Below are 18411 nucleotides of genomic sequence, written 5' to 3'. Positions count from 1 at the left end.
CCTTGGCTTCATCGATCCGGAAAACGATACTTGCTCATCTCTTCATCAGGAAACCTGATGCGCGAACTCAACCTCGACCAGCTGCGCACCCTCGTCACCGTGGCCGAACTCGGCAGCTTCACGCTGGCTGCGCGCGCCCTGCACCTGTCGCAGCCGGCAGTGAGCCTGCACGTCAGCGAACTGGAGAAGCGGCTGGACGTGGCGCTGGTGGTGCGCGGCCCGCGGCGCGTCAGCCCCACGCCGGCCGGCGAGGAGCTGGTGCAGCGCGCGCGGCGGCTGCTGCGCGAGGCTCGCGACACGGTCGACTCGGTCAAGCGGCGCAGCCTGGGCATCGCCTCGCACGTGCGGGTGGGAGCGTCCACCGGCGGGCTGTCGCATGTGCTGCCCGGGCTGCTGCGCATGCTGGAGGCGCAGTTCGGCGATGCGCAGATCGAACTGCACACCGGCCGATCCATCGACCTGCTGCAATCGCTGAAGGCCGGCGACCTGGACGTGGCGGTCGTGGCAGGCGGCCTGCCGGTGGGCGAAGGCATCAGCGCCCAGCTGTGGCGCAGCACGCCGCTGCTGGCGGTGGTGCCCAAGGCGTGGAAGGCACCGGCCCACGTGACGCCGCGCTGGCTCGCGGCCCGGCCGTTCATCGTCAACGAGCCGACGACGCACATCTACATGCAGCTGATGGCCTGGTTCGCGCAGGCCGGCCTGCAGCCGACGCCGCGCCTGGAAATGCCCTATGACGAGGTCACCCGCGGCCTGATCAGCGCCGGCTACGGCGCCGCGGTGATGCCGCTGGAGGCCGGTTCGACGCCCCTGCCGCGGGACGTGCGAGCCGTGCCCTTGCGGCCGGCGCTCAAGCGCACGGTGGTCGTGTGCCACCGCAGCGACGACGCTGACGATGCCCTGCCCACGCGGGTGGCGCAGGCCATCGGGCGCTTCGACGAGCGGACGTGAGGGGGCGACGCTCCGAAACCCATCCCCGGGTTTCAGCGGAGGAACAAGTTACACGAACGGGCTTCCGCCGGCCCGGCCGGTTCGCCACAATGCGCCACTGCTGAAATGGTCTGGAATTGGTATGCAGCCCACCCACCACGCGCCCGCCGACATCAAGGCCATCACCAGCCTGCGCTTCTTCGCCGCCTTCGCGGTGCTGTTGCTGCACTACCGCGACATGTTCGGCCCGCTGGAACCGTGGGTGCTGCGCGGCATCGTGGGCGGGCAGTACGGGGTGACCTTCTTCTTCATCCTGAGCGGCTTCATCCTCACCTACCGCTACCAGGACTGGTTCGAGACCGGCGTGCAGGCCGGCTCCTTCTGGCGCTTCCAGCGCTTCCGCTTCGCGCGCATCTACCCGATCTACGTGCTGGGCCTGCTGCTGGACACGCCCTGGCACGTGTGGGAACGCGCCCATGCCGGCGCCTTCGCTGCGCAGGGACAGGGCCAGATGTTCTTCGCCTCGTGGCTGCTGAACCTGCTGGGCCTGCAGGCCTGGATTCCGAGCGTGCCCTTCGCGATGTTCTGGAACACGCCCGCCTGGAGCGTGGCGGCCGAGTTCTTCTTCTACGCGACCTTCCCCTTCGTGTGCGCCTGGCTGTGCCGCTGGAAGCCGGGCAAGCGCACGCTGTTCGCGTTCTACCTGGCCGTGGCCGCGGGCGGCATCGCCTTGTATGCGGCAGTCATCCACGTGCTGACCTACGTGACGCCGGTGGCCGACGAGACGCGCTACATCGCCATGGTCTACAGCCCCATCCTGCGCTACAGCGAGTTCCTGTGCGGCTGCCTGGCGGGGCGGTGGTTCGTGCAAAGCCTGCGCGGTGCACCGGGCTTCGGCCTGGGCGTGCTGAAGAGCCAGGGCTGGCGCAACCTGGCCATCGTGGTGTCGCTGGCGCTGGTGGCCATGCGCATCTGGTCGGGCGACTACACCGGCCCGAGCGCCGAGCTGTGGCTGCTGGACGTGTCGGCCAAGTACGGCGCGTACATCGCGCCCTTCACGATCCTGATCCTCGCCTGTGCCTCGGGCCGCACCTTCCTGAGCCCGCTGCTGGAGCGCTCGTGGATGGTGACGCTGGGCGAGGCCAGCTATGCGCTGTACATCATCCACTGGTCCTTCCTGTCGTTCCAGTGGCTGGGCTTCCTGGGCGAGTACAACACCATCCCGGTCCACGTGCTGATGCTGCTGACCACCGTGGGCGCGTCGGTGCTGTGCTACCGCTTCATCGAGGTGCCGGCGCGTCGGCGGCTGCGCGGGCAGCGCAGCGAGAGCGCGCCCTCATCGGCGCTCACAGGGCATAGTCCAGCGGCAATGCCGTCGTGAGCTTGATCTCTTCCATCGCGAAGCTGGAGCTCACGTCGAAGAGGTCGGACCCGGCGATCAGCCGCTTGTAGACCGCGTCGTAGGCGGCGATGCTGGGCACCACCACGCGCAGCAGGTAGTCCATCTCGCCGCTCATCCGATAGAACTCGACCACCTCGGGGATCTGGGTGACGGCCGCGTGGAAGCGGTCGAACCAGGCCTGGCTGTGCTGGTTGGTGCGCACCGAGACGAACACCGTCACGCCCAGGTTGAGCTTGGCCGGGTCCAGCAAGGCGACCTGCCGGGTAATGACGCCATCTTCCTTGAGCCGCTGGACGCGGCGCCAGCAGGGCGTGGGCGAGAGGTTCACCGCCTCGGCCAGCTTGGCCATGGGGATGTCGGCATCCTCCTGGAGCAAGGCCAGGATCGCCCGGTCGGTGGCATCGAGTGATTTCATGTCGCGATTTTGAGCTGAATGAGCATGAAATTGCCAACCCCAACTCAGCCGCGCCAAAAATTGCGACCAAATGCTCCGGGAGCATGGGCAAACTTCCAACCCATCGACCACCCGACACCACGAGCTTTCCATGAAGACCATCGGCCTGATCGGCGGCATGAGCTGGGAATCCACCGCCCTGTACTACCAGACCATCAACCGCGAAGTCGGACGCCGTCTGGGCGGCCTGCATTCGGCGCCCTTCCACATCATCAGCCTGGACTTCGAGGACATCGCCACCCGCCAGCGGGCGCAGGACTGGCCGGGCATGAGCCGCATCCTCGCGGAAGCGGCGCGGCGGCTCCAGGACGGCGGCGCGGATTGCGTGCTCATCGGCACGAACACCATGCACAAGGTGGCGCCGGAGGTGCGATCGGCCATCACGGTGCCGCTGCTGCACATCGCGGAAGTCACGGCGCGGGCCATCCTGGCCCGGGGCTTTCACAAGGTGGGCCTGCTGGGCACGCGCTTCACCATGGAGCAGCCGTTCTACGTCGAGCACCTGGCCGAGCACGGCATCGAGTGCGTGGTGCCCGACGAGGCCGGGCGCCGCGAGGTGCACCGCATCATCTTCGAGGAGCTGTGCAAGGGCGTGTTCAGGGACAGTTCGCGGCGTGCCTTGCAGGAGATCTGCAGCGAACTCGCCTCACGCGGCGCGCAGGGCATGGTGCTCGGGTGCACGGAACTGCCGCTGATCCTGGCCAGCCACGACATCGAGCATCCGATCTTCGACACGACGACGCTGCATGCGATGGCGGCGGTGGATTTCGCGCTGGAGGGTCAAACCTTCGCGTCCATGCAGCACTGACGAGTCACCGCATTCACCTCATACCGGCGAACGCCGGTATCCATCTTCACTTCACCCGCTGCTTCTCCAGCTTGCGCGCCAGCGTTCGCCGGTGCATGCCCAGGCGCCGCGCCGTCTCGGAGATGTTGAAGCCCGTCTCCGCCAGCGTCTCGTGGATGCGCTCCCACTCCAGCGTCTTGATGCTGGTGGAGCGCTGCGTCAGCTCCACGTCGGCATCGCCCTGTTCGCGGGCGAACGCGGCCTCGATGTCATCGGTGTTCGCCGGCTTGGCCAGGTAGTGCCGCGCACCCAGCTTGATCGCTTCCACCGCAGTGGCGATGCTCGCGTAGCCCGTCAGCACCACGATCATCATCTGCTCGTCGAAGGCATGCAGGTGCTGCACGCAGGTCAGCCCGGACGCGTCGCCAGCCAGCTTCAGGTCCACCACCGCATAGCCCGGCTGGTGCTGTGCCAGCACGGCCTTCACCTCCTCCAGGCTGCTCGCGCGCAGCACGACGTACCCGCGCCGCTCGAACGAGCGCGTGAGCGTGCGGGCGAAGGCGTCGTCGTCCTCGACGATGAGCAGCTGGCGTTCAGGCTCCATGGGGTGCCCATTCTGGCGGCATCAGCGTTGCCAGCGGCAGCGTGATGATGACTTCGGCGCCGCCCTCCATGCGGTTGCGCGCCTCGATGCGCCCGCCCAGCGTGCGCGCCACATTCACCGACAGGAACAGCCCCAGCCCGCCGCCGGGCTTGCCCTTGCTGGACTGGTAGGGCTTGCCGAACTGCTCCAGCATCTGCGGCGCGAAGCCCGGGCCGTTGTCGAGCACGTGCAGGGTCAGCGTGTCCTCGTCGCAATCCACCGTCAGCCACAGCGGCGACTTGGGCGCGGCCTCCAGTGCGTTGTCCAGCACGTTGCCGATCATCTGCTTGAGCGCGGAGTCGGAAATGATGGGCACGTCGGGCACGTCGTCGCGCTTGTAGTGCAGCGAGGTCACGGGCCGCGTGGTGCGCCACTCGTCCACGAGGTCATCGAGGAAGTCGTGCAGCGTCGTTTCTTCGGGCGCCTCGCCGCGCGCCTCGCCGGCCGACAGCAGGATGCCGCTGACGATGCTCTTGCAGCGCTTCAACTGCACCTGCATCTCCTCGATCTCCTCGCGCAGCTCCGGCTCGGCCGCGAAGGGCGCCATGCGTGCCCAGTCGCCGAGGATGACCGACAGCGTCGCCAGCGGCGTGCCCAGCTCGTGCGCCGCGCCCGAGGCCAGCAGGCCCATGCGCACGATGTGCTCTTCTTCCGCTGCACGCTGCCGCAGGTCGGCCAGGCTCGCGTCGCGCTGGCGCAGGTTGCGGCCGATTCGGCCGATGAAGATCACCAGCAGCGAGGCGTTGAGCACGAAGCAGACGAGCAGGCCGCCGATGTACTGCGCGGACATGGACGGGCTCATCATCCCCGGCGCCGGCAAGGGCCGATGCCACTGTGTGAGCGCCACAAAGCACAGGCTGGTCACCACCACGATGGCCCAGATGTAGCGCGGCTTGAGCAGCACCGAACCCACCGCGACCTGCAGCAGGTAGAGGTAGATGAAGGGGTTGCTGACCCCGCCGGCGAAGAAGAGCTGCCCGGACAGCACCGCCACGTCCACCAGCAGCGCGGCGAAGAGTTCGCCGTTGCTCACCGGCAGCGCCAGGCGGTTGCGCATCCAGCTCGCCAGGTTGAACAGCGCCAGCACCGCCAGCAGCGTGAGCATCTCCACCAGCGGCAGCGACACGCCCAGCAGGAAGTGCACCGCCAGGATGGTGAGCAGCTGCCCCGCCACCGCCAGCCAGCGCATCTGGATGAGCTGGACCAGATTCCTGCTGCCGGCCAGCCGCTCGGGCGCCGCACCCACTTCGCTCAGCGGCGGACGCTCCGTCAGATCAGTGGTGGGCAGCGGCAAGTTGGTGGTCTCCGGCAAGGCGTCGCAAGCGTCGCTCGTCCATCACCAGGTAGACGATGGCGCTGGCGACCATGGCGGCCAGCGCGAACCAGGTGAGGGCGTAGACCAGGTGATTGTTGCTGAAGCGCAGCACCGTGAGGCCCGGGCGCGGCCAGGCCTGCAGCGTGGCGGCGTCGGCCACCGCATCGACGAAGTAGGGCGCCACCGGCCCCGCGATGCGGCGCGAGCCGGCGATGGCCGCCACGTCGCGCGAGTACCAGCGGTCGTGCGCCACGTCGTTGGCGCGAAGGATGCTGCCGTCCGGTTCGGTGAAGCGCAGCAGGCCCACCACGCGCTGCTCGCCGGCGGGCATGGTCCAGCGGCTGTTGGGCAGGCCGGTGGGCACGAAGCCACGGTTGACGAGCACGGTGAAGCCGTCGGCGCCGCGCAGGGGTGTCAGCACCCAGTGGCCGGCCCCGAGTTCGGTGGTGGCCTGCACCAGCGCTTCGCGGGTGAAGTCGTATTCGCCGCGCACTTCGACTCGCAAGTATTCATGGTTCTCGCGGGTCAGCGAGTTCCACGCCGGCTGGGCCGGTACGGCCACGGGTGCGGCATTCACATGCCGCTGCACCCGGTCGATCAGGTCTTCCTTCCAGGCCAGGCGGTGAATCTGCCACACGCCCAGCGCCATCAGCACCAGGAACACCAGCGCAGCCAGCCCCACCAGCGCCGACAAGGCGCGGGGCGGACGGGGCGAGCGCGCAGGGTCCTCGTCCATGGTCAGGGCATGTTGCGCATGACCTGCGGATCGGCCATGGGCATCATGTTGGCGTTCATGTGGAACATCACCCAGATGGAGCCGGCCAGCATGATGATCACCAGCGCGCCAGTGAAGGTCAGCGCCAGCAGCGACCAACCACCTTCCACCTTCGCGTTCAGGTGGAGGAAATAGATCATGTGCACCACCATCTGCACCGCGGCGAACGCGAGGATGACGAAGGCGGTGAGGCGCGGCGTGGGCAGCACCTTGCCCATCACCAGCCAGAACGGAATGGCGGTGAGCACCACTGACAGCAGGAAGCCGATGACGTAGCCCTTGACGGTGGCGTGGTAGCCGATGTCGTCGTGGTGGTCGTCGTGCGAGTGATCGTGGTTGTGGTCTGCGCTCATGGCAACACTCCCATCAGGTAGACAAACGTGAACACGCCGATCCACACGACGTCCAGGAAGTGCCAGAACATCGACAGGCACACCAGGCGGCGCTTGTTCGGCGTGGTCAGGCCCAGCTTGTTGACCTGCACCATCAGCGTCACCAGCCAGATGGTGCCGAAGGTGACGTGCAGGCCGTGCGTGCCCACCAGCGTGAAGAACGATGACAGGAAGGCGCTGCGCTGCGGGCCGGCGCCTTCGTGGATGAGGTGCGCGAACTCCCAGATTTCGATCGACAGGAAGCCCAGGCCGAACAGGCCGGTGATGGCGAGCCACGCCAGCACGCCGCCCTTCTTGCCGTGCTGCATCGAGATCATGGCAAAGCCATAGGTGATCGACGAGAACAGCAGCAGCGCGGTGTTGGTGGCCACCAGCGGCAGCTCGAACAAATCAGCGCCCGAGGGGCCGGCCGCGTAGCTTCGGCCCAGCACGGCGTACACCGCGAACAGCACGGCGAACACCAGGCAGTCGCTCATCAGGTAGAGCCAGAAGCCCAGCAGCGTGCCCTGCTCGGGGTGGTGGTCACCGTTGTCGTAGAAGACCGGCGCTGCGCCGGGGGTCGCGAGGGTGGTGGAACTCATGGTCGAACTCTCGGGCGGGTCAGGCTGCAGGTGCAGCCAGGGCCGCGGTGCGGACGTCTTCACTGCGCGTGACGGCATCCGCCTCGATGTGGAAGTCGCGGTCGTAGTTGAAGGTGTGGACGATGGCCGCGAGCACCGTGGCCGCGAACAGCACCGCCACCGGGATCCACATGTGCCAGATCAGCGCGAAGCCGCAGGCCGTGGCGAGCATGGCGATGATGAAACCGGCGCCCGTGTTCCTGGGCATGTGGATGCGCCTGAAGCCGCTGGTCGGGCGGCCCGCGCCGCGCTTCTTCATGTCGTGCCACGCATCCTGCTCATGAACGATGGGCGTGAAGGCGAAGTTGTAGTCCGGCGGCGGCGAGGCGGTGGACCATTCCAGCGTGCGGCCTTCCCACGGGTCGCCGGTCACGTCGCGCAGCTGCTCGCGGCGCATGAAGCTCACCGCCAGCTGGATGAGGAAGCTCGCGATGCCCAGCGCCACCAGCACCGCGCCGAAGGCGGCGATGACGAACCAGATCTGCAGCGACGGGTCCTCGAAGTGGCTCACGCGGCGCGTCACGCCCATCAGGCCCAGCACGTACAGCGGCGTGAACGCGACCCAGAAGCCGGTCAGCCAGAACCAGAACGAGCACTTGCCCCAGAACTCGTCGAGCTTGTAGCCGAAGGCCTTGGGGAACCAGTAGTTGATGCCCGCGAAGATGCCGAACACCACGCCGCCGATGATCACGTTGTGGAAGTGCGCGATGAGGAAGAGGCTGTTGTGCAGCACGAAGTCCGCCGCCGGCACGGCCAGCAGCACGCCGGTCATGCCGCCGATCACGAAGGTGACCATGAAGCCCACCGTCCACAGCATGGGCACCGTGAACTGGATGCGGCCGCGGTACATGGTGAACAGCCAGTTGAAGATCTTCGCGCCGGTCGGGATCGAGATGATCATCGTCGTGATCCCGAAGAAGGAGTTCACGCTCGCGCCCGAGCCCATGGTGAAGAAGTGATGCAGCCACACCAGGTACGACAAGATGGTGATCACCACGGTGGCGTACACCATCGACGCGTAGCCGAAGAGCTTCTTGCGGCTGAAGGTCGACACCACTTCCGAGAAGATGCCGAACACCGGCAGCACGAGGATGTAGACCTCCGGGTGGCCCCAGATCCAGATGAGGTTCACGTACAGCATGGCGTTGCCGCCCAGGTCGTTCGTGAAGAAGGCGGTGCCCAGGTAGCGGTCAGCGGTGAGCAGGGCCAGCGTGGCGGCCAGCACCGGGAAGGTCGCGACGATCAGCACGTTGGTGCACAGCGAGGTCCAGGTGAACACCGGCATCTTCATCATCGTCATGCCGGGCGCGCGCATCTTGATGATGGTGGCGATGAGGTTGATGCCCGACAGCGTGGTGCCGATGCCCGCCACCTGCAATGACCACAGGTAGTAGTCCACCCCCACGTCGGGGCTGGCCATGAGGCCCGACAGCGGCGGGTAGGCCAGCCAGCCGGTGCGTGCGAACTCGCCCACGAACAGCGAGACCATCACCAGGCCCGCGCCGCCGGCGGTCATCCAGAAGCTGAAGTTGTTCAGGAACGGGAAGGCCACGTCACGTGCGCCGATCTGCAGCGGCACCACGTAGTTCATGAAGCCAGTGACCAGCGGCATGGCCACGAAGAAGATCATGATCACGCCGTGGGCGGTGAAGATCTGGTCGTAGTGGTGCGGCGGCAGGAAGCCCGGGTTGTCGCCGAAGGCCATGGCCTGGTGGGCGCGCATCATGATCGCGTCGGCGAAGCCGCGCAGCAGCATCACGATGCCCAGCGCGATGTACATGATGCCGATCTTCTTGTGGTCGATGCTGCAGACCCAGTCGCGCCACAGCGGACCCCACAGCTTGAACTTGGTGAGCAGCGCCAGCAGCCCCAAGCCGCCCAGCGCCACGGCCGCGAAGGTGGCAAGGAGGATGGGCTCGTGATAGGGAATGGCTTCCCAGCTGAGTCGCCCCAGGAGGAGGTGGCTGAGATCGTTGGACATCGTCGGTCTCGTCGTTCAAGGGCCCGGTGCGGAATGCGGCCGGGCCGGTTCACATCAGGGCTGCCGGGCTTCGCTGCTCGCGGGCAGCGGCTCGCCGGTCGGGTTGGTGGGCGTGCACAGCGCGGCCACCACGGTGCGTTGCTTCGTCGTGCCGTCCTCAGTCTTCCAGGGCTGGCTCATCAGGCCGGACACGCCGCCCTTGCCCAGGCCGCCGGCGGCGTCGATGGCGGCCATCTGGCTCACGCACATCTTCTTGCCATCGACACAGCGGTTGAGGATGGCGCCCCAGAGGCCGCCGTCGACCTTGGCGTAGCGGCGCACCGGCTCGCGTTCGCTGGGCTGTTCCAGCTTCAGGAAGGCATCGCGCGTGAGCGGGTCGCCCTTGGACTTGTTGGCCTCGACCCACTTGGCGAAGTCGTCGTTCGACAGGCCATGGAAGGTGAAGCGCATGTTCGAGAAGCCCGCGCCGCTGTAGTTGGCCGACAGGCCGGCGTACTCGCCCGGCTTGTTGATGACCGCATGCAGCTTGGTCTCCATGCCCGGCATCGCGTAGATCATGCCGGCCAGCTCGGGGATGTAGAAGGCGTTCATCACCGTGGAGGAGGTGATGTGGAACTCGATGGGCCGGTCCACCGGCGCGGCGAGTTCGTTGACGGTGGCGATGCCCTGCTCCGGGTAGAGGAACAGCCACTTCCAGTCCAGGGCCACGACCTGCACCACCAGGGGTTTGGCCTCGGCGCTGCTCTTGGCGATCGGCCGGGTGGCGTCGATGCGATCCAGCGGGCGGTACGGGTCCAGCTTGTGGGTGCTGATCCAGGTGATCGCGCCCAGGGCGATGATGATGAGCAGCGGCGCGCCCCAGATCACGAGTTCGAGGCGGGTCGAGTGGTCCCAGTCGGGCTCGTAGCTTGCCTGCGTGTTGGATTGGCGATACCGCCAGGCAAACAGCAGCGTCAGCGCGATCACCGGAATGATGATCAGCAGCATCAGCAAGGTGGAGGTGACGATGAGCTGCGATTGCTGGGCGGCGATGTCGCCATGCGGCTTCATCACCACCAGGTCACAGCCGGCCAGCAGGCCCAGGCTGGTCAGCCCGGCCAGTGCCGCGAGAGTTCGAAGGGGGCGAGGAGGATACATCCGGGTTTCCGAGCGCGCGGGAAAACGAGGCTTGCGCTTTTGGGCGGAATGTATCTTCATTGACCCAAGTCAACGATTGGACATTTTGTCCCAGGCCCCGCGCCTGGCAGCCCGAAGTAACTGCCCATGACCTCTGGAACCCACGCTCTCCATCCCGCCCATTCCGCTGCCTCCATGCCCACCGCCCAGGACCCGCGCGACGACGCAGCAAGCGTCGCGCCCGGCGACATTGCCGTTGGTGTCGTTATAGGCAGAGCTTCCGAATATTTCGACTTCTTCACGTACGGCATCGCGTCCGTGCTGGTCTTTCCGGCGGTGTTCTTCCCGTTCGTGGACAAGCTGCACGGCACGCTTTACGCCTTCGCGCTGCTGGCGCTGGCCTTCGTGGTGCGCCCCATCGGCACGCTGGTGGGCATGAAGATCCAGGACCATTTCGGCCGCAGCACCAAGCTGACCGTCGCCCTCTTCCTGCTGGGCACCTCCACCGTGGGCATGGCCCTGCTGCCCGGCTACGCCAGTGCCGGCGTGCTGGCCGTCGTGCTGCTGACGCTGGCACGCATCGGCCAGGGGCTGGCCACCGGCGGTTCGTGGGACGGCCTGCCGTCGCTGCTGGCCCTCAACGCCCCGGAAAAGCGCCGCGGCTGGTACGCCATGCTCGGCCAACTCGGTGCACCGCTGGGCTTCTTCGTGGCGTGCGGCATCTTTGCCTACCTGTGGGGCAATCTTTCAAGTGAGGACTTCCTCACCTGGGGCTGGCGCTATCCCTTCTTCGCCGCCTTCGCCATCAACGTCGTGGCGCTGTTCGCGCGCTTGCGGCTGGTGGTGACGCATGAGTACGAGAAGCAGATGGACGAGCACGAGCTCGACCCCTGCAACGTGGGCGAGCTGTTCTCGCAGCAAGGCTCCAACGTCTTCATCGGCGCCTTCGCCGCGCTGGCCAGCTACGCGCTGTTCCACCTGGTGACCGTGTTCCCGCTGTCGTGGATCAACCTCTACTCGCAGCAGGAGATCGGGCAGTTCCTGTCGGTGGAGCTGTTCGGGGCGGTGCTGGGCGCGGTGGCCATGCTGGTGTCGGGCCTGGTCGCCGACAAGATCGGCCGGCGCCGCACGCTGGGCACCGTGGCGGTGCTGATCGGCGTGTTCAGCATCGTGGCGCCGTGGCTGCTGGGCAGCGGCGGCGATGCAGGCGAGAACGCCTACATCCTCATCGGCTTCGTGCTCCTGGGCCTGTCCTACGGGCAATCGGCCGGCTCGGTCACCTCCAACTTCCTGCCGCACTTCCGCTACACCGGTGCCGCGCTGACGGCGGACCTGGCCTGGCTGATCGGCGCGGCCTTTGCCCCGCTGGTCGCGCTGGGACTGTCCGCGAAGTTCGGCTTGGTGGCGGTGAGCCTGTACCTGCTGTCGGGCGTGGTGTGCACGCTGCTGGCGCTGCGGGTGAACAAGGCCATGATGTCCGCCGTGCGCGACTGACGCCGGTTTGCCGATGTCCAAAGGCCGCCACGAGGCGGCCTTTTTTCATGCGATGTTCGGATACCCATTCAAGCCGTCGGGAGTCCCTAGGTAACAAGTGCCCGGCTGACTGGAAGCCACCATAAACTACACATGGTTACGCCATGTGGCGTCATCGCATCGGTTCCAGTCACTCTTTCACGCGAGGAGCTTTCGCCATGAACGCACCCCAGGCCCGCGAGTACCAGGAGTCCAAGATCGAAGACGAGCCCATCCTCGGGCCCGTGCTGGCGCTGCCGGATGGCCGCATCCAGCCGCTGACCTGGATGGAGCGGCTGATGGTCAGGCTGCACCTGACCAATGCCAAGACGCTGGAAGCGCGGTATTTCCGGCCAGCCTGAACGGCCAGCCGGTTCCTTCCAGGTTCACTCCACCCCGCTGCCCGTGCCGCTGATGAGCACGGGGGCGGTGTAGCCCGCCGGCTTGTCGCCCACGGTGGCGCCGCCGTACATCATTCCCTGCATGGCGTTGGTGAAGAAGTAGTACGGAAAGGGCACGGGCGCGGCGCTGGCTTCGTCCAGTCGCTGGACGAGTGCCGGCGGCAGCGTGAAGTCCAGCGCCTTCAGGTTCACATCCAGCTGCTCGGGCTTGCTCGCACCGACGATCACACTCGCCACGCCCGGGCGGTTCGCCACCCAGTTCAGCGCCACCTGCGCCATCGGCCGGTCCACCTCGTTCGCCACGTCCTCCAGCGCTTCGACGATGCGCCAGTTGCGCTCGGTGAGGTGCTGGAAGGCCGGGTTGCCGTTGCCCTGCATGGCGGCTAGGCGGCCGTCGGGCTTGGCGTCCTTGCGGTAGCGGCCTGAGAGCAGCCCGCTGGCCAGCGGGCTCCACACGGTGATGCCCATGCCCAGTTCAGTGGCGACCCGTGCGTGCTCGTGCTCCAGGTTGCGCTCCACCAGCGAGTACTGCAGCTGCAGCGCGGACACCGGTTCGTAGCCGCGCCATTCGGCCAGCGTCTGCGCGCGGGCGGCGTACCAGGCCGGCACATCGGACAGGCCCACGTGGCGGACCTTGCCGCTGCGCACGAGGTCGTCCATGGTGCGCATCACTTCCTCCACGGGCGTGACCTGGTCCCAGGCGTGCAGGTAGTAGAGGTCGAGGTAGTCGGTGTTCAGGCGCTTGAGCGAGCCTTCGACCGCACGCATCAGGTTCTTGCGGCCGTTGCCGCCGCCGTTGGCATTCTTGTCGCCCAGGTTGAAGGTGTACTTGCTCGCGATGACGAGCTGGTCGCGCAGGCCGCGTTCCTTCACGAACTCGCCCAGCCAGGTTTCGCTGGTGCCGTTGGTGTAGACGTCGGCGGTGTCGATGAAGTTGCCACCGTGCTCGACGTAGCTGTCGAAGATGCGGCGGGCGGCGGATTTGTCGGAGCCCCAGCCCCATTCGGTGCCGAAGGTCATCACGCCCAGCGACAGGCGGCTGACGCGCAGGCCGGTGCGGCCGAGGGTGTAGTAGGCGGTGTTCTGGCTCATTCGATGCTCCCAGTGCGGTTGACGATGGGAGGGAGTGTGCGCAGTGGCGTTGGGAAGATAAATCGCCATAATCTTCACGAAGTGATAAGCATGGCTTTGTAATGAAACTGACGCAGCTGGATGGGCTGGTGGCGTTCGTGATGGTGGCGAATAAGCGCAGCTTCACGGCTGCGGCCGCGGCGTTGGAGGTGACGCCGCCGGCCGTGAGCCAGGCGGTGAAGCAGCTTGAGGAGAAGCTGGGGGTGCGGCTGCTGCATCGCACGACGCGAAGCGTGGGACTGACCGACGCCGGTGAGCGCTACTTGGGACGGGTGGGGCCGGCAGTGGACGAGCTGCTGTCGGCAAGCACCGAGCTGGAACCGTATCGCGACGGATTGAGCGGACAGCTGCGCATCAACGCCCCGCAGGTGGTCTATCACATGCTGTTGAAGAAGCCACTTGCGAGCTTCCTCGCCAAACATCCGGCAGTTCGCATCGAGTTGACGCTCAACGATGGCTTCGTCGACATCGCGGCGGGTGGATACGACGCCGGCATTCGCCTGGGCGAATCGGTTCAGCGCGACATGGTGGCCGTGCCGCTGACCCGCAGCGAGCGGACCTGCCTCGTGGCCTCACCGGCCTACGTCAAGCGCAAGGGCCTGCCCAGCACCATCGAGGACCTCAAGCACCACGACTGCATCCGCTACCGTTTTCCTGCCAGCGGTGCCATGTACCGCTGGGAGCTTCGGCGCAAGGGGCGTTTGGTCGAAGCGGAAGTGGACGGCCCGCTAACCGTCAGCGACAGCATGAGCATGTCGCAGGCTGCAATGGAGGGCATCGGCATTGCCTACACCTTCGAGCGCGAAGTCGCCCAGGCGCTGAAATCGGGCCGCCTGGTGCCCGTGCTGAGTTCCGCCTGGCATGTGCAACCGGGATTCCATTTCTACTATCCCAGTCGCAGGCAACTGCCTGCTTCGCTTCGGGCGTTCATGGGGCACTGCGCGATGGAAGCTGCGGACTGACCCGCCCGAGCACCAAACGTTATCGCTTGGCGTCTTGCATGCGCTGAAGAATCTTGGAGGTCTCGTTGCCCTCTTCGCGCCCCTTGCCGTCCCGGCGCAGGTAGTCGAACACCTCCTGCTGATTCACCTTGACCATCTGGCCTGCGTGAAGCGACGGGATCTGGACCGGCTCATTCTTCAGCAGACCACGGATGACTTCGCCTTCCCAGGCTGTCACCTCAACCCACATCCACTCTTGCCCGCCATCAGGCGTCTTGAATGGCGCTTTGACGAGGAGGTGTTCCCCGGGCTGAAGCCCGTTGTTTAAGGCTTCCCTGAGCGCAGGCAACCTGGCCTTGGCGGCCCTGCTGACGGCAAGCAACTCCTCGGAGTGCTTGACGTAGGCCACAGAGTCTTCAGTCCCGAACAAGGAGCCGAGCAAGAACTCTTGCTTGGCATATCGATCAGGGCCTGTAGCTCGGTCGAATCGAATCTCGACCAGGCGATTGCGAGGATCGCCATCCTCTGGAGTGCCTTCGACCAGCACCAGATGAGCCAAGGCTTCGCTGCCGGCCTTGAGCGTGGTCATCTGGGATTGGCGCACGGAGGCATGCTTGATGGAGCGAATATCCAGGTCGTAGAACCCTTTCGAGCCGACGCTCGCGCCTTCGACCATGGCCTGGGCCAACAGGTTGATCAAATTGCCCATGGACCTGTTGGACGACCATGGAAAGTCGCTGACCACCACATCAGGAAGCCCGAACTTGGCCATGCCCAACGTGATCGCCCGAACCAGTTTGTCCCCCTTGTAGGCATGGATGACGGTGTGCTTCAACACGTCAGGGGTCTCGCCTTCCCAGCTGTCGAGCCGGCGCTTGTGCCACTCGTCAACCGTGAACACCTCGCGTGTCTCCTCGTCCCACACCAATCCACCGGTTGCACGGGCAACCTGCTCCGTCAGCTGAAGCGAAAGCCGGTATGACGAGGATGACATCGACCGAGGATGTGCAAAGTCGAGGATCAACGCGTGCCGCGCTGCTTGCATCGCCACGGCCTGCTCACGCGTGAGGCCGCGTCCGAAATAATGAAGCATCTCCAGGCTTGGCGGCGCATAGTGTTCCTGCACCGAATCGTCGAGCTTGGCTCGAACCAAGGCCGCGGTTGGTTCGTCAGGGATCGTCGTGACCACCGATGGGGCATTCGGCGTCAACTTGAGCTGGGAACGAAACACCGTCATCGGCGCTTGGGAAGGCGTACCGATGTAGTAGATGGCGAACTGGTATTTGATCGAGCCGGCTGCCAGCGGGCCAGAAGCGACGGGAGACCCAGGGCCCGCCAGCACCAAGTTGTTCAGGGACAGCAGACACCAGACCAGGCCAATCAAGGCCAAGGCCCGGCGGAGGACTTGGCCCATCACTTACACGTCGATGTTCGCTGCCCTGAGGGCATTGGATTCGATGAAATCGCGCCGCGGCTCTACCTCATCCCCCATCAGCATCGTGAACACCCGATCCGCCTCGATCGCGTCATCGATCTGCACCCTCAGCAGACGGCGCACGTTCGGGTCCATCGTGGTCTCCCACAACTGCTCGGGATTCATCTCGCCCAGCCCCTTGTAGCGCTGACGGCCGACAGCCGATTCAGCCTGAGTCAGCAGCCAGGCCATCGCCTGCCGGAAGTCACCAACCTTCGCATCCTTCTGCTTCTCGCCTTCGCCGCGCTTGACGACCGCATCCGCGCTCACCAGGCCCTTGAAGGTCTTGCCCGCGGTGCTCAGCGCTTCGTAGTCGGCACCATGCACGAAGTCCGCGCTGATCACGCTGCTCTTCACGTTGCCGTGGTGCATGCGGCTGATGCGCAGGATGTGCTTGTCCATGCGTGCGTCGAACTCGGCCGTCACCTCGGCGTTGTGCAGCGCGGCCTTCATCGCAGCGGCTGAAGTCTCGGCAGCTTCCAGCGTGTCGAGGTTCACCTCCAGGCCGTTGGCCATGGCACGCAGCGCTTCCACGTCCATCCAGTTGCTCAGGCGCTCGACCACGTTGTTGGCCAGCACGTATTGCCGCGCCAGCGCCTCCAGCGCATCGCCTTGCAGCACGGCGGCGCCGGACACGCCGGTCTCCAGCTTCGCATCCTTCAGCGCCACGCGCAGCAGGTAGCCGTCCAGCTCGTGCGCGTCCTTCAGGTACTGCTCTTCCTTGCCAAGCTTCACCTTGTACAGCGGCGGCTGGGCGATGTAGATGTGGCCACGCTCCACCAGCTCCGGCATCTGGCGGTAGAAGAAGGTCAGCAGCAGTGTGCGGATGTGCGCGCCGTCCACGTCCGCGTCGGTCATGATGATGATGCGGTGGTAGCGCAGCTTGTCGACGTTGAAGTCGTCGCCGCCCGATCCCTTGCCGATGCCCGTGCCCAGCGCGGTGATGAGCGTCAGGATTTCATTGCTCGTCAGCAGCTTCTCGAAGCGCGCCTTCTCCACGTTCAGGATCTTGCCGCGCAGCGGCAGGATGGCCTGGAACTTCCGGTCGCGGCCCTGCTTGGCAGAGCCACCTGCGGAGTCGCCCTCCACGATGTAGATCTCGCACAGCGCCGGGTCCTTCTCCTGGCAGTCGGCCAGCTTGCCGGGCAGGCCCATGCCGTCGAGCACGCCCTTGCGGCGCGTCATCTCGCGGGCCTTGCGCGCAGCCTCACGCGCACGCGCTGCGTCGACGATCTTGCCGCAGATGATCTTCGCGTCCGCCGGGTTCTCCAGCAGGTAGTCGGTCAGCGCCTTGCTCACCACGTCTTCCACCGGGCCGCGCACTTCGCTGGAGACCAGTTTGTCCTTGGTCTGGCTGCTGAACTTCGGCTCGGGCACCTTCACGCTCAGCACGCAGCACAGGCCTTCGCGCATGTCGTCGCCGGTGACTTCGACCTTGGCCTTCTTGGCCAGCTCGTTGTCCTCGATGTACTTGTTGATGACCCGCGTCATCGCCGCGCGCAGGCCGGTGAGGTGGGTGCCGCCGTCACGCTGCGGGATGTTGTTGGTGAAGCACAGCACGCTCTCACTGAAGCCGTCGTTCCACTGCATCGCCACTTCGCTGGTGATGGTCGTGCCCTGGTCGCTGTTCTTCTCGCCGGTGGCGTGGAACACGTTGGGGTGCAGCGTGCGCTTGCCGGTGTTGATGAACTCGACGAAGCCCTTCACGCCGCCGGCGAAGGCGAAGTTGTCTTCCTTGTTGTTGCGCTCGTCGATCAGGCGGATCTTCACGCCGTTGTTGAGGAAGCTCAGCTCGCGCAGCCGCTTGCTCAGGATGTCGTAGTGGAAGTCGACGTTGGTGAAGATCTCTTCGTCGGGCAGGAAGTGCACCTCGGTGCCGCGCTTCTCGGTCTCGCCGATGATCTTCATCGGGCTCACCTCGAAGCCGTCGCGCATCTCCAGCACGCGGTCCTGCGGGAAGCCCTTGCGGAATTCGATGAAATGCGTCTTGCCCTCGCGGCGCACCGTCAGGCGCAGCCATTTGCTCAGCGCGTTCACGCACGACACGCCCACGCCGTGCAGGCCGCCCGACACCTTGTAGCTGTTCTGGTTGAACTTGCCACCGGCATGCAGCTCGGTCAGCGCGATCTCGGCGGCACTGCGCTTGGGCTCGTGCTTGTCGTCCATCTTCACGCCGGTGGGAATGCCGCGGCCGTTGTCGATGACGGAGATCGAGTTGTCAGTGTGGATGGTCACGACGATGTCGTCGCAATGCCCTGCCAGTGCCTCGTCGATGGAGTTGTCCACGACCTCGAACACCAGGTGGTGCAAGCCCGTGCCGTCGGAGGTGTCGCCGATGTACATGCCCGGGCGCTTGCGCACCGCTTCGAGGCCTTCGAGGATCTGGATGGAGCCCTCGCCGTAGGCATCGCTGGCCGGGACGGCGGGCTTGTTCTCGTCGCTGGGGATGTTGGAGGTGTCAGTCATGCTCGTTCAACGTCGGTCTGGGGCCCGCGCCCATCGGAACGGGTTCCCTTTTGAAAAGCCCAAGCGGGCCGAAG

General features: G+C 65.8%; 17 protein-coding genes. 6 read left to right on the top strand and 11 right to left on the bottom strand.

Features of this window, described 5'->3' with window-relative positions:
- Positions 1-57: 57 nt before the first annotated feature.
- Both DZC73_RS13800 and DZC73_RS13795 read left to right on the top strand, forming a co-directional pair.
- Entirely contained in the window at positions 58-948 is an 891-nt protein-coding gene (locus DZC73_RS13800; RefSeq protein ID WP_124540888.1) for a LysR family transcriptional regulator, read from the top strand.
- 121 nt (positions 949-1069) lie between these two features.
- Entirely contained in the window at positions 1070-2308 is a 1239-nt protein-coding gene (locus DZC73_RS13795; RefSeq protein ID WP_161974576.1) for an acyltransferase family protein, read from the top strand.
- Here the strand turns inward: DZC73_RS13795 and DZC73_RS13790 are convergent.
- The gene (locus DZC73_RS13790) at positions 2274-2744 is read right to left on the bottom strand and encodes an Lrp/AsnC family transcriptional regulator (protein ID WP_124540886.1); all 471 of its coding nucleotides are present in this window, start codon (positions 2742-2744) and stop codon (positions 2274-2276) included. The genes DZC73_RS13795 and DZC73_RS13790 overlap by 35 nt on opposite strands.
- A gap of 130 nt (positions 2745-2874) precedes the next feature.
- On the opposite strand from DZC73_RS13790, the gene DZC73_RS13785 reads away from it, so the two are divergent.
- On the top strand, positions 2875-3591 hold the full coding sequence (locus DZC73_RS13785; protein ID WP_124540885.1) for an aspartate/glutamate racemase family protein: 717 nt from the start codon (positions 2875-2877) through the stop codon (positions 3589-3591).
- Between the two features lie 46 nt (positions 3592-3637).
- On the opposite strand, the gene DZC73_RS13780 is transcribed toward DZC73_RS13785, so the two are convergent.
- From DZC73_RS13780 to cyoA, 7 genes are read right to left on the bottom strand one after another with little or no spacing between them, the layout of a single operon-like run.
- Positions 3638-4174 (bottom strand): response regulator transcription factor, encoded by a 537-nt coding sequence (locus DZC73_RS13780; RefSeq protein ID WP_124540884.1) that lies wholly within the window; start codon positions 4172-4174, stop codon positions 3638-3640.
- Positions 4164-5507 carry an ATP-binding protein gene (locus DZC73_RS13775; protein WP_235835120.1) on the bottom strand — a complete coding sequence of 448 codons (1344 nt, stop codon included), beginning with the start codon at positions 5505-5507 and terminating at the stop codon, positions 4164-4166. Before DZC73_RS13775 ends, DZC73_RS13780 begins: the two co-directional genes overlap by 11 nt.
- Positions 5488-6264, bottom strand: coding sequence for an SURF1 family protein (locus tag DZC73_RS13770; RefSeq protein WP_124540883.1), 777 nt, complete (start codon positions 6262-6264; stop codon positions 5488-5490). The genes DZC73_RS13775 and DZC73_RS13770 overlap by 20 nt, the downstream gene beginning before the upstream one ends.
- 2 nt (positions 6265-6266) lie before the next feature.
- Positions 6267-6656 carry a cytochrome o ubiquinol oxidase subunit IV gene (gene cyoD, locus DZC73_RS13765; RefSeq protein WP_124540882.1) on the bottom strand — a complete coding sequence of 130 codons (390 nt, stop codon included), beginning with the start codon at positions 6654-6656 and terminating at the stop codon, positions 6267-6269.
- Positions 6653-7276, bottom strand: coding sequence for a cytochrome o ubiquinol oxidase subunit III (gene cyoC, locus DZC73_RS13760; protein ID WP_124540881.1), 624 nt, complete (start codon positions 7274-7276; stop codon positions 6653-6655). Before cyoC ends, cyoD begins: the two co-directional genes overlap by 4 nt.
- Before the next feature lie 19 nt (positions 7277-7295).
- Positions 7296-9296 (bottom strand): cytochrome o ubiquinol oxidase subunit I, encoded by a 2001-nt coding sequence (gene cyoB / locus DZC73_RS13755; RefSeq protein ID WP_124540880.1) that lies wholly within the window; start codon positions 9294-9296, stop codon positions 7296-7298.
- Positions 9297-9350: 54 nt separating this feature from the next.
- Positions 9351-10433 (bottom strand): ubiquinol oxidase subunit II, encoded by a 1083-nt coding sequence (cyoA, locus tag DZC73_RS13750; protein WP_124540879.1) that lies wholly within the window; start codon positions 10431-10433, stop codon positions 9351-9353.
- A 174-nt stretch (positions 10434-10607) separates the two neighbouring features.
- Between cyoA and DZC73_RS13745 the strand changes: the two genes are divergently transcribed.
- Both DZC73_RS13745 and DZC73_RS13740 read left to right on the top strand, forming a co-directional pair.
- Positions 10608-11906, top strand: coding sequence for an MFS transporter (locus DZC73_RS13745; protein ID WP_235835119.1), 1299 nt, complete (start codon positions 10608-10610; stop codon positions 11904-11906).
- Positions 11907-12103: 197 nt separating this feature from the next.
- Positions 12104-12286, top strand: coding sequence for a hypothetical protein (locus tag DZC73_RS13740; RefSeq protein WP_124540877.1), 183 nt, complete (start codon positions 12104-12106; stop codon positions 12284-12286).
- 24 nt (positions 12287-12310) lie between these two features.
- Here DZC73_RS13740 and DZC73_RS13735 read toward each other — a convergent pair whose 3' ends face one another.
- Positions 12311-13417, bottom strand: a complete 1107-nt coding sequence (locus tag DZC73_RS13735) for an aldo/keto reductase (protein ID WP_124540876.1) — start codon at positions 13415-13417, stop codon at positions 12311-12313.
- A gap of 101 nt (positions 13418-13518) precedes the next feature.
- Between DZC73_RS13735 and DZC73_RS13730 the strand changes: the two genes are divergently transcribed.
- Positions 13519-14418, top strand: coding sequence for a LysR family transcriptional regulator (locus DZC73_RS13730; RefSeq protein WP_124540875.1), 900 nt, complete (start codon positions 13519-13521; stop codon positions 14416-14418).
- 19 nt (positions 14419-14437) lie between these two features.
- Here DZC73_RS13730 and DZC73_RS13725 read toward each other — a convergent pair whose 3' ends face one another.
- Together DZC73_RS13725 and gyrB are read right to left on the bottom strand one after the other, a co-directional pair.
- On the bottom strand, positions 14438-15811 hold the full coding sequence (locus tag DZC73_RS13725; RefSeq protein ID WP_124540874.1) for a DUF2314 domain-containing protein: 1374 nt from the start codon (positions 15809-15811) through the stop codon (positions 14438-14440).
- Positions 15812-15814: 3 nt separating this feature from the next.
- Positions 15815-18337 (bottom strand): DNA topoisomerase (ATP-hydrolyzing) subunit B, encoded by a 2523-nt coding sequence (gene gyrB, locus DZC73_RS13720; protein WP_124540873.1) that lies wholly within the window; start codon positions 18335-18337, stop codon positions 15815-15817.
- Between the last annotated feature and the right edge of the window lie 74 nt (positions 18338-18411).

Source organism: Rhizobacter terrae (genome assembly GCF_003852895.1).
Classification (GTDB): domain Bacteria; phylum Pseudomonadota; class Gammaproteobacteria; order Burkholderiales; family Burkholderiaceae_C; genus Albitalea; species Albitalea terrae.
Note: the sequence above shows the minus strand (reverse complement) of the source record. Positions and strands in the feature narration are given on the sequence as shown.

Excerpts from the sequence above, each read along its gene's own strand:
- DZC73_RS13800 (WP_124540888.1), top strand. The coding sequence starts at position 58 with ATGCGCGAACTCAACCTCGACCAGCTGCGCACCCTCGTCACCGTGGCC.
- DZC73_RS13795 (WP_161974576.1), top strand. The coding sequence starts at position 1,070 with ATGCAGCCCACCCACCACGCGCCCGCCGACATCAAGGCCATCACCAGC.
- DZC73_RS13790 (WP_124540886.1), bottom strand. The coding sequence starts at position 2,744 with ATGAAATCACTCGATGCCACCGACCGGGCGATCCTGGCCTTGCTCCAG.
- DZC73_RS13785 (WP_124540885.1), top strand. The coding sequence starts at position 2,875 with ATGAAGACCATCGGCCTGATCGGCGGCATGAGCTGGGAATCCACCGCC.
- DZC73_RS13780 (WP_124540884.1), bottom strand. The coding sequence starts at position 4,174 with ATGGAGCCTGAACGCCAGCTGCTCATCGTCGAGGACGACGACGCCTTC.
- DZC73_RS13770 (WP_124540883.1), bottom strand. The coding sequence starts at position 6,264 with ATGGACGAGGACCCTGCGCGCTCGCCCCGTCCGCCCCGCGCCTTGTCG.
- cyoD (WP_124540882.1), bottom strand. The coding sequence starts at position 6,656 with ATGAGCGCAGACCACAACCACGATCACTCGCACGACGACCACCACGAC.
- cyoC (WP_124540881.1), bottom strand. The coding sequence starts at position 7,276 with ATGAGTTCCACCACCCTCGCGACCCCCGGCGCAGCGCCGGTCTTCTAC.
- cyoB (WP_124540880.1), bottom strand. The coding sequence starts at position 9,296 with ATGTCCAACGATCTCAGCCACCTCCTCCTGGGGCGACTCAGCTGGGAA.
- cyoA (WP_124540879.1), bottom strand. The coding sequence starts at position 10,433 with ATGTATCCTCCTCGCCCCCTTCGAACTCTCGCGGCACTGGCCGGGCTG.
- DZC73_RS13745 (WP_235835119.1), top strand. The coding sequence starts at position 10,608 with ATGCCCACCGCCCAGGACCCGCGCGACGACGCAGCAAGCGTCGCGCCC.
- DZC73_RS13740 (WP_124540877.1), top strand. The coding sequence starts at position 12,104 with ATGAACGCACCCCAGGCCCGCGAGTACCAGGAGTCCAAGATCGAAGAC.
- DZC73_RS13735 (WP_124540876.1), bottom strand. The coding sequence starts at position 13,417 with ATGAGCCAGAACACCGCCTACTACACCCTCGGCCGCACCGGCCTGCGC.
- DZC73_RS13730 (WP_124540875.1), top strand. The coding sequence starts at position 13,519 with ATGAAACTGACGCAGCTGGATGGGCTGGTGGCGTTCGTGATGGTGGCG.
- DZC73_RS13725 (WP_124540874.1), bottom strand. The coding sequence starts at position 15,811 with ATGGGCCAAGTCCTCCGCCGGGCCTTGGCCTTGATTGGCCTGGTCTGG.
- gyrB (WP_124540873.1), bottom strand. The coding sequence starts at position 18,337 with ATGACTGACACCTCCAACATCCCCAGCGACGAGAACAAGCCCGCCGTC.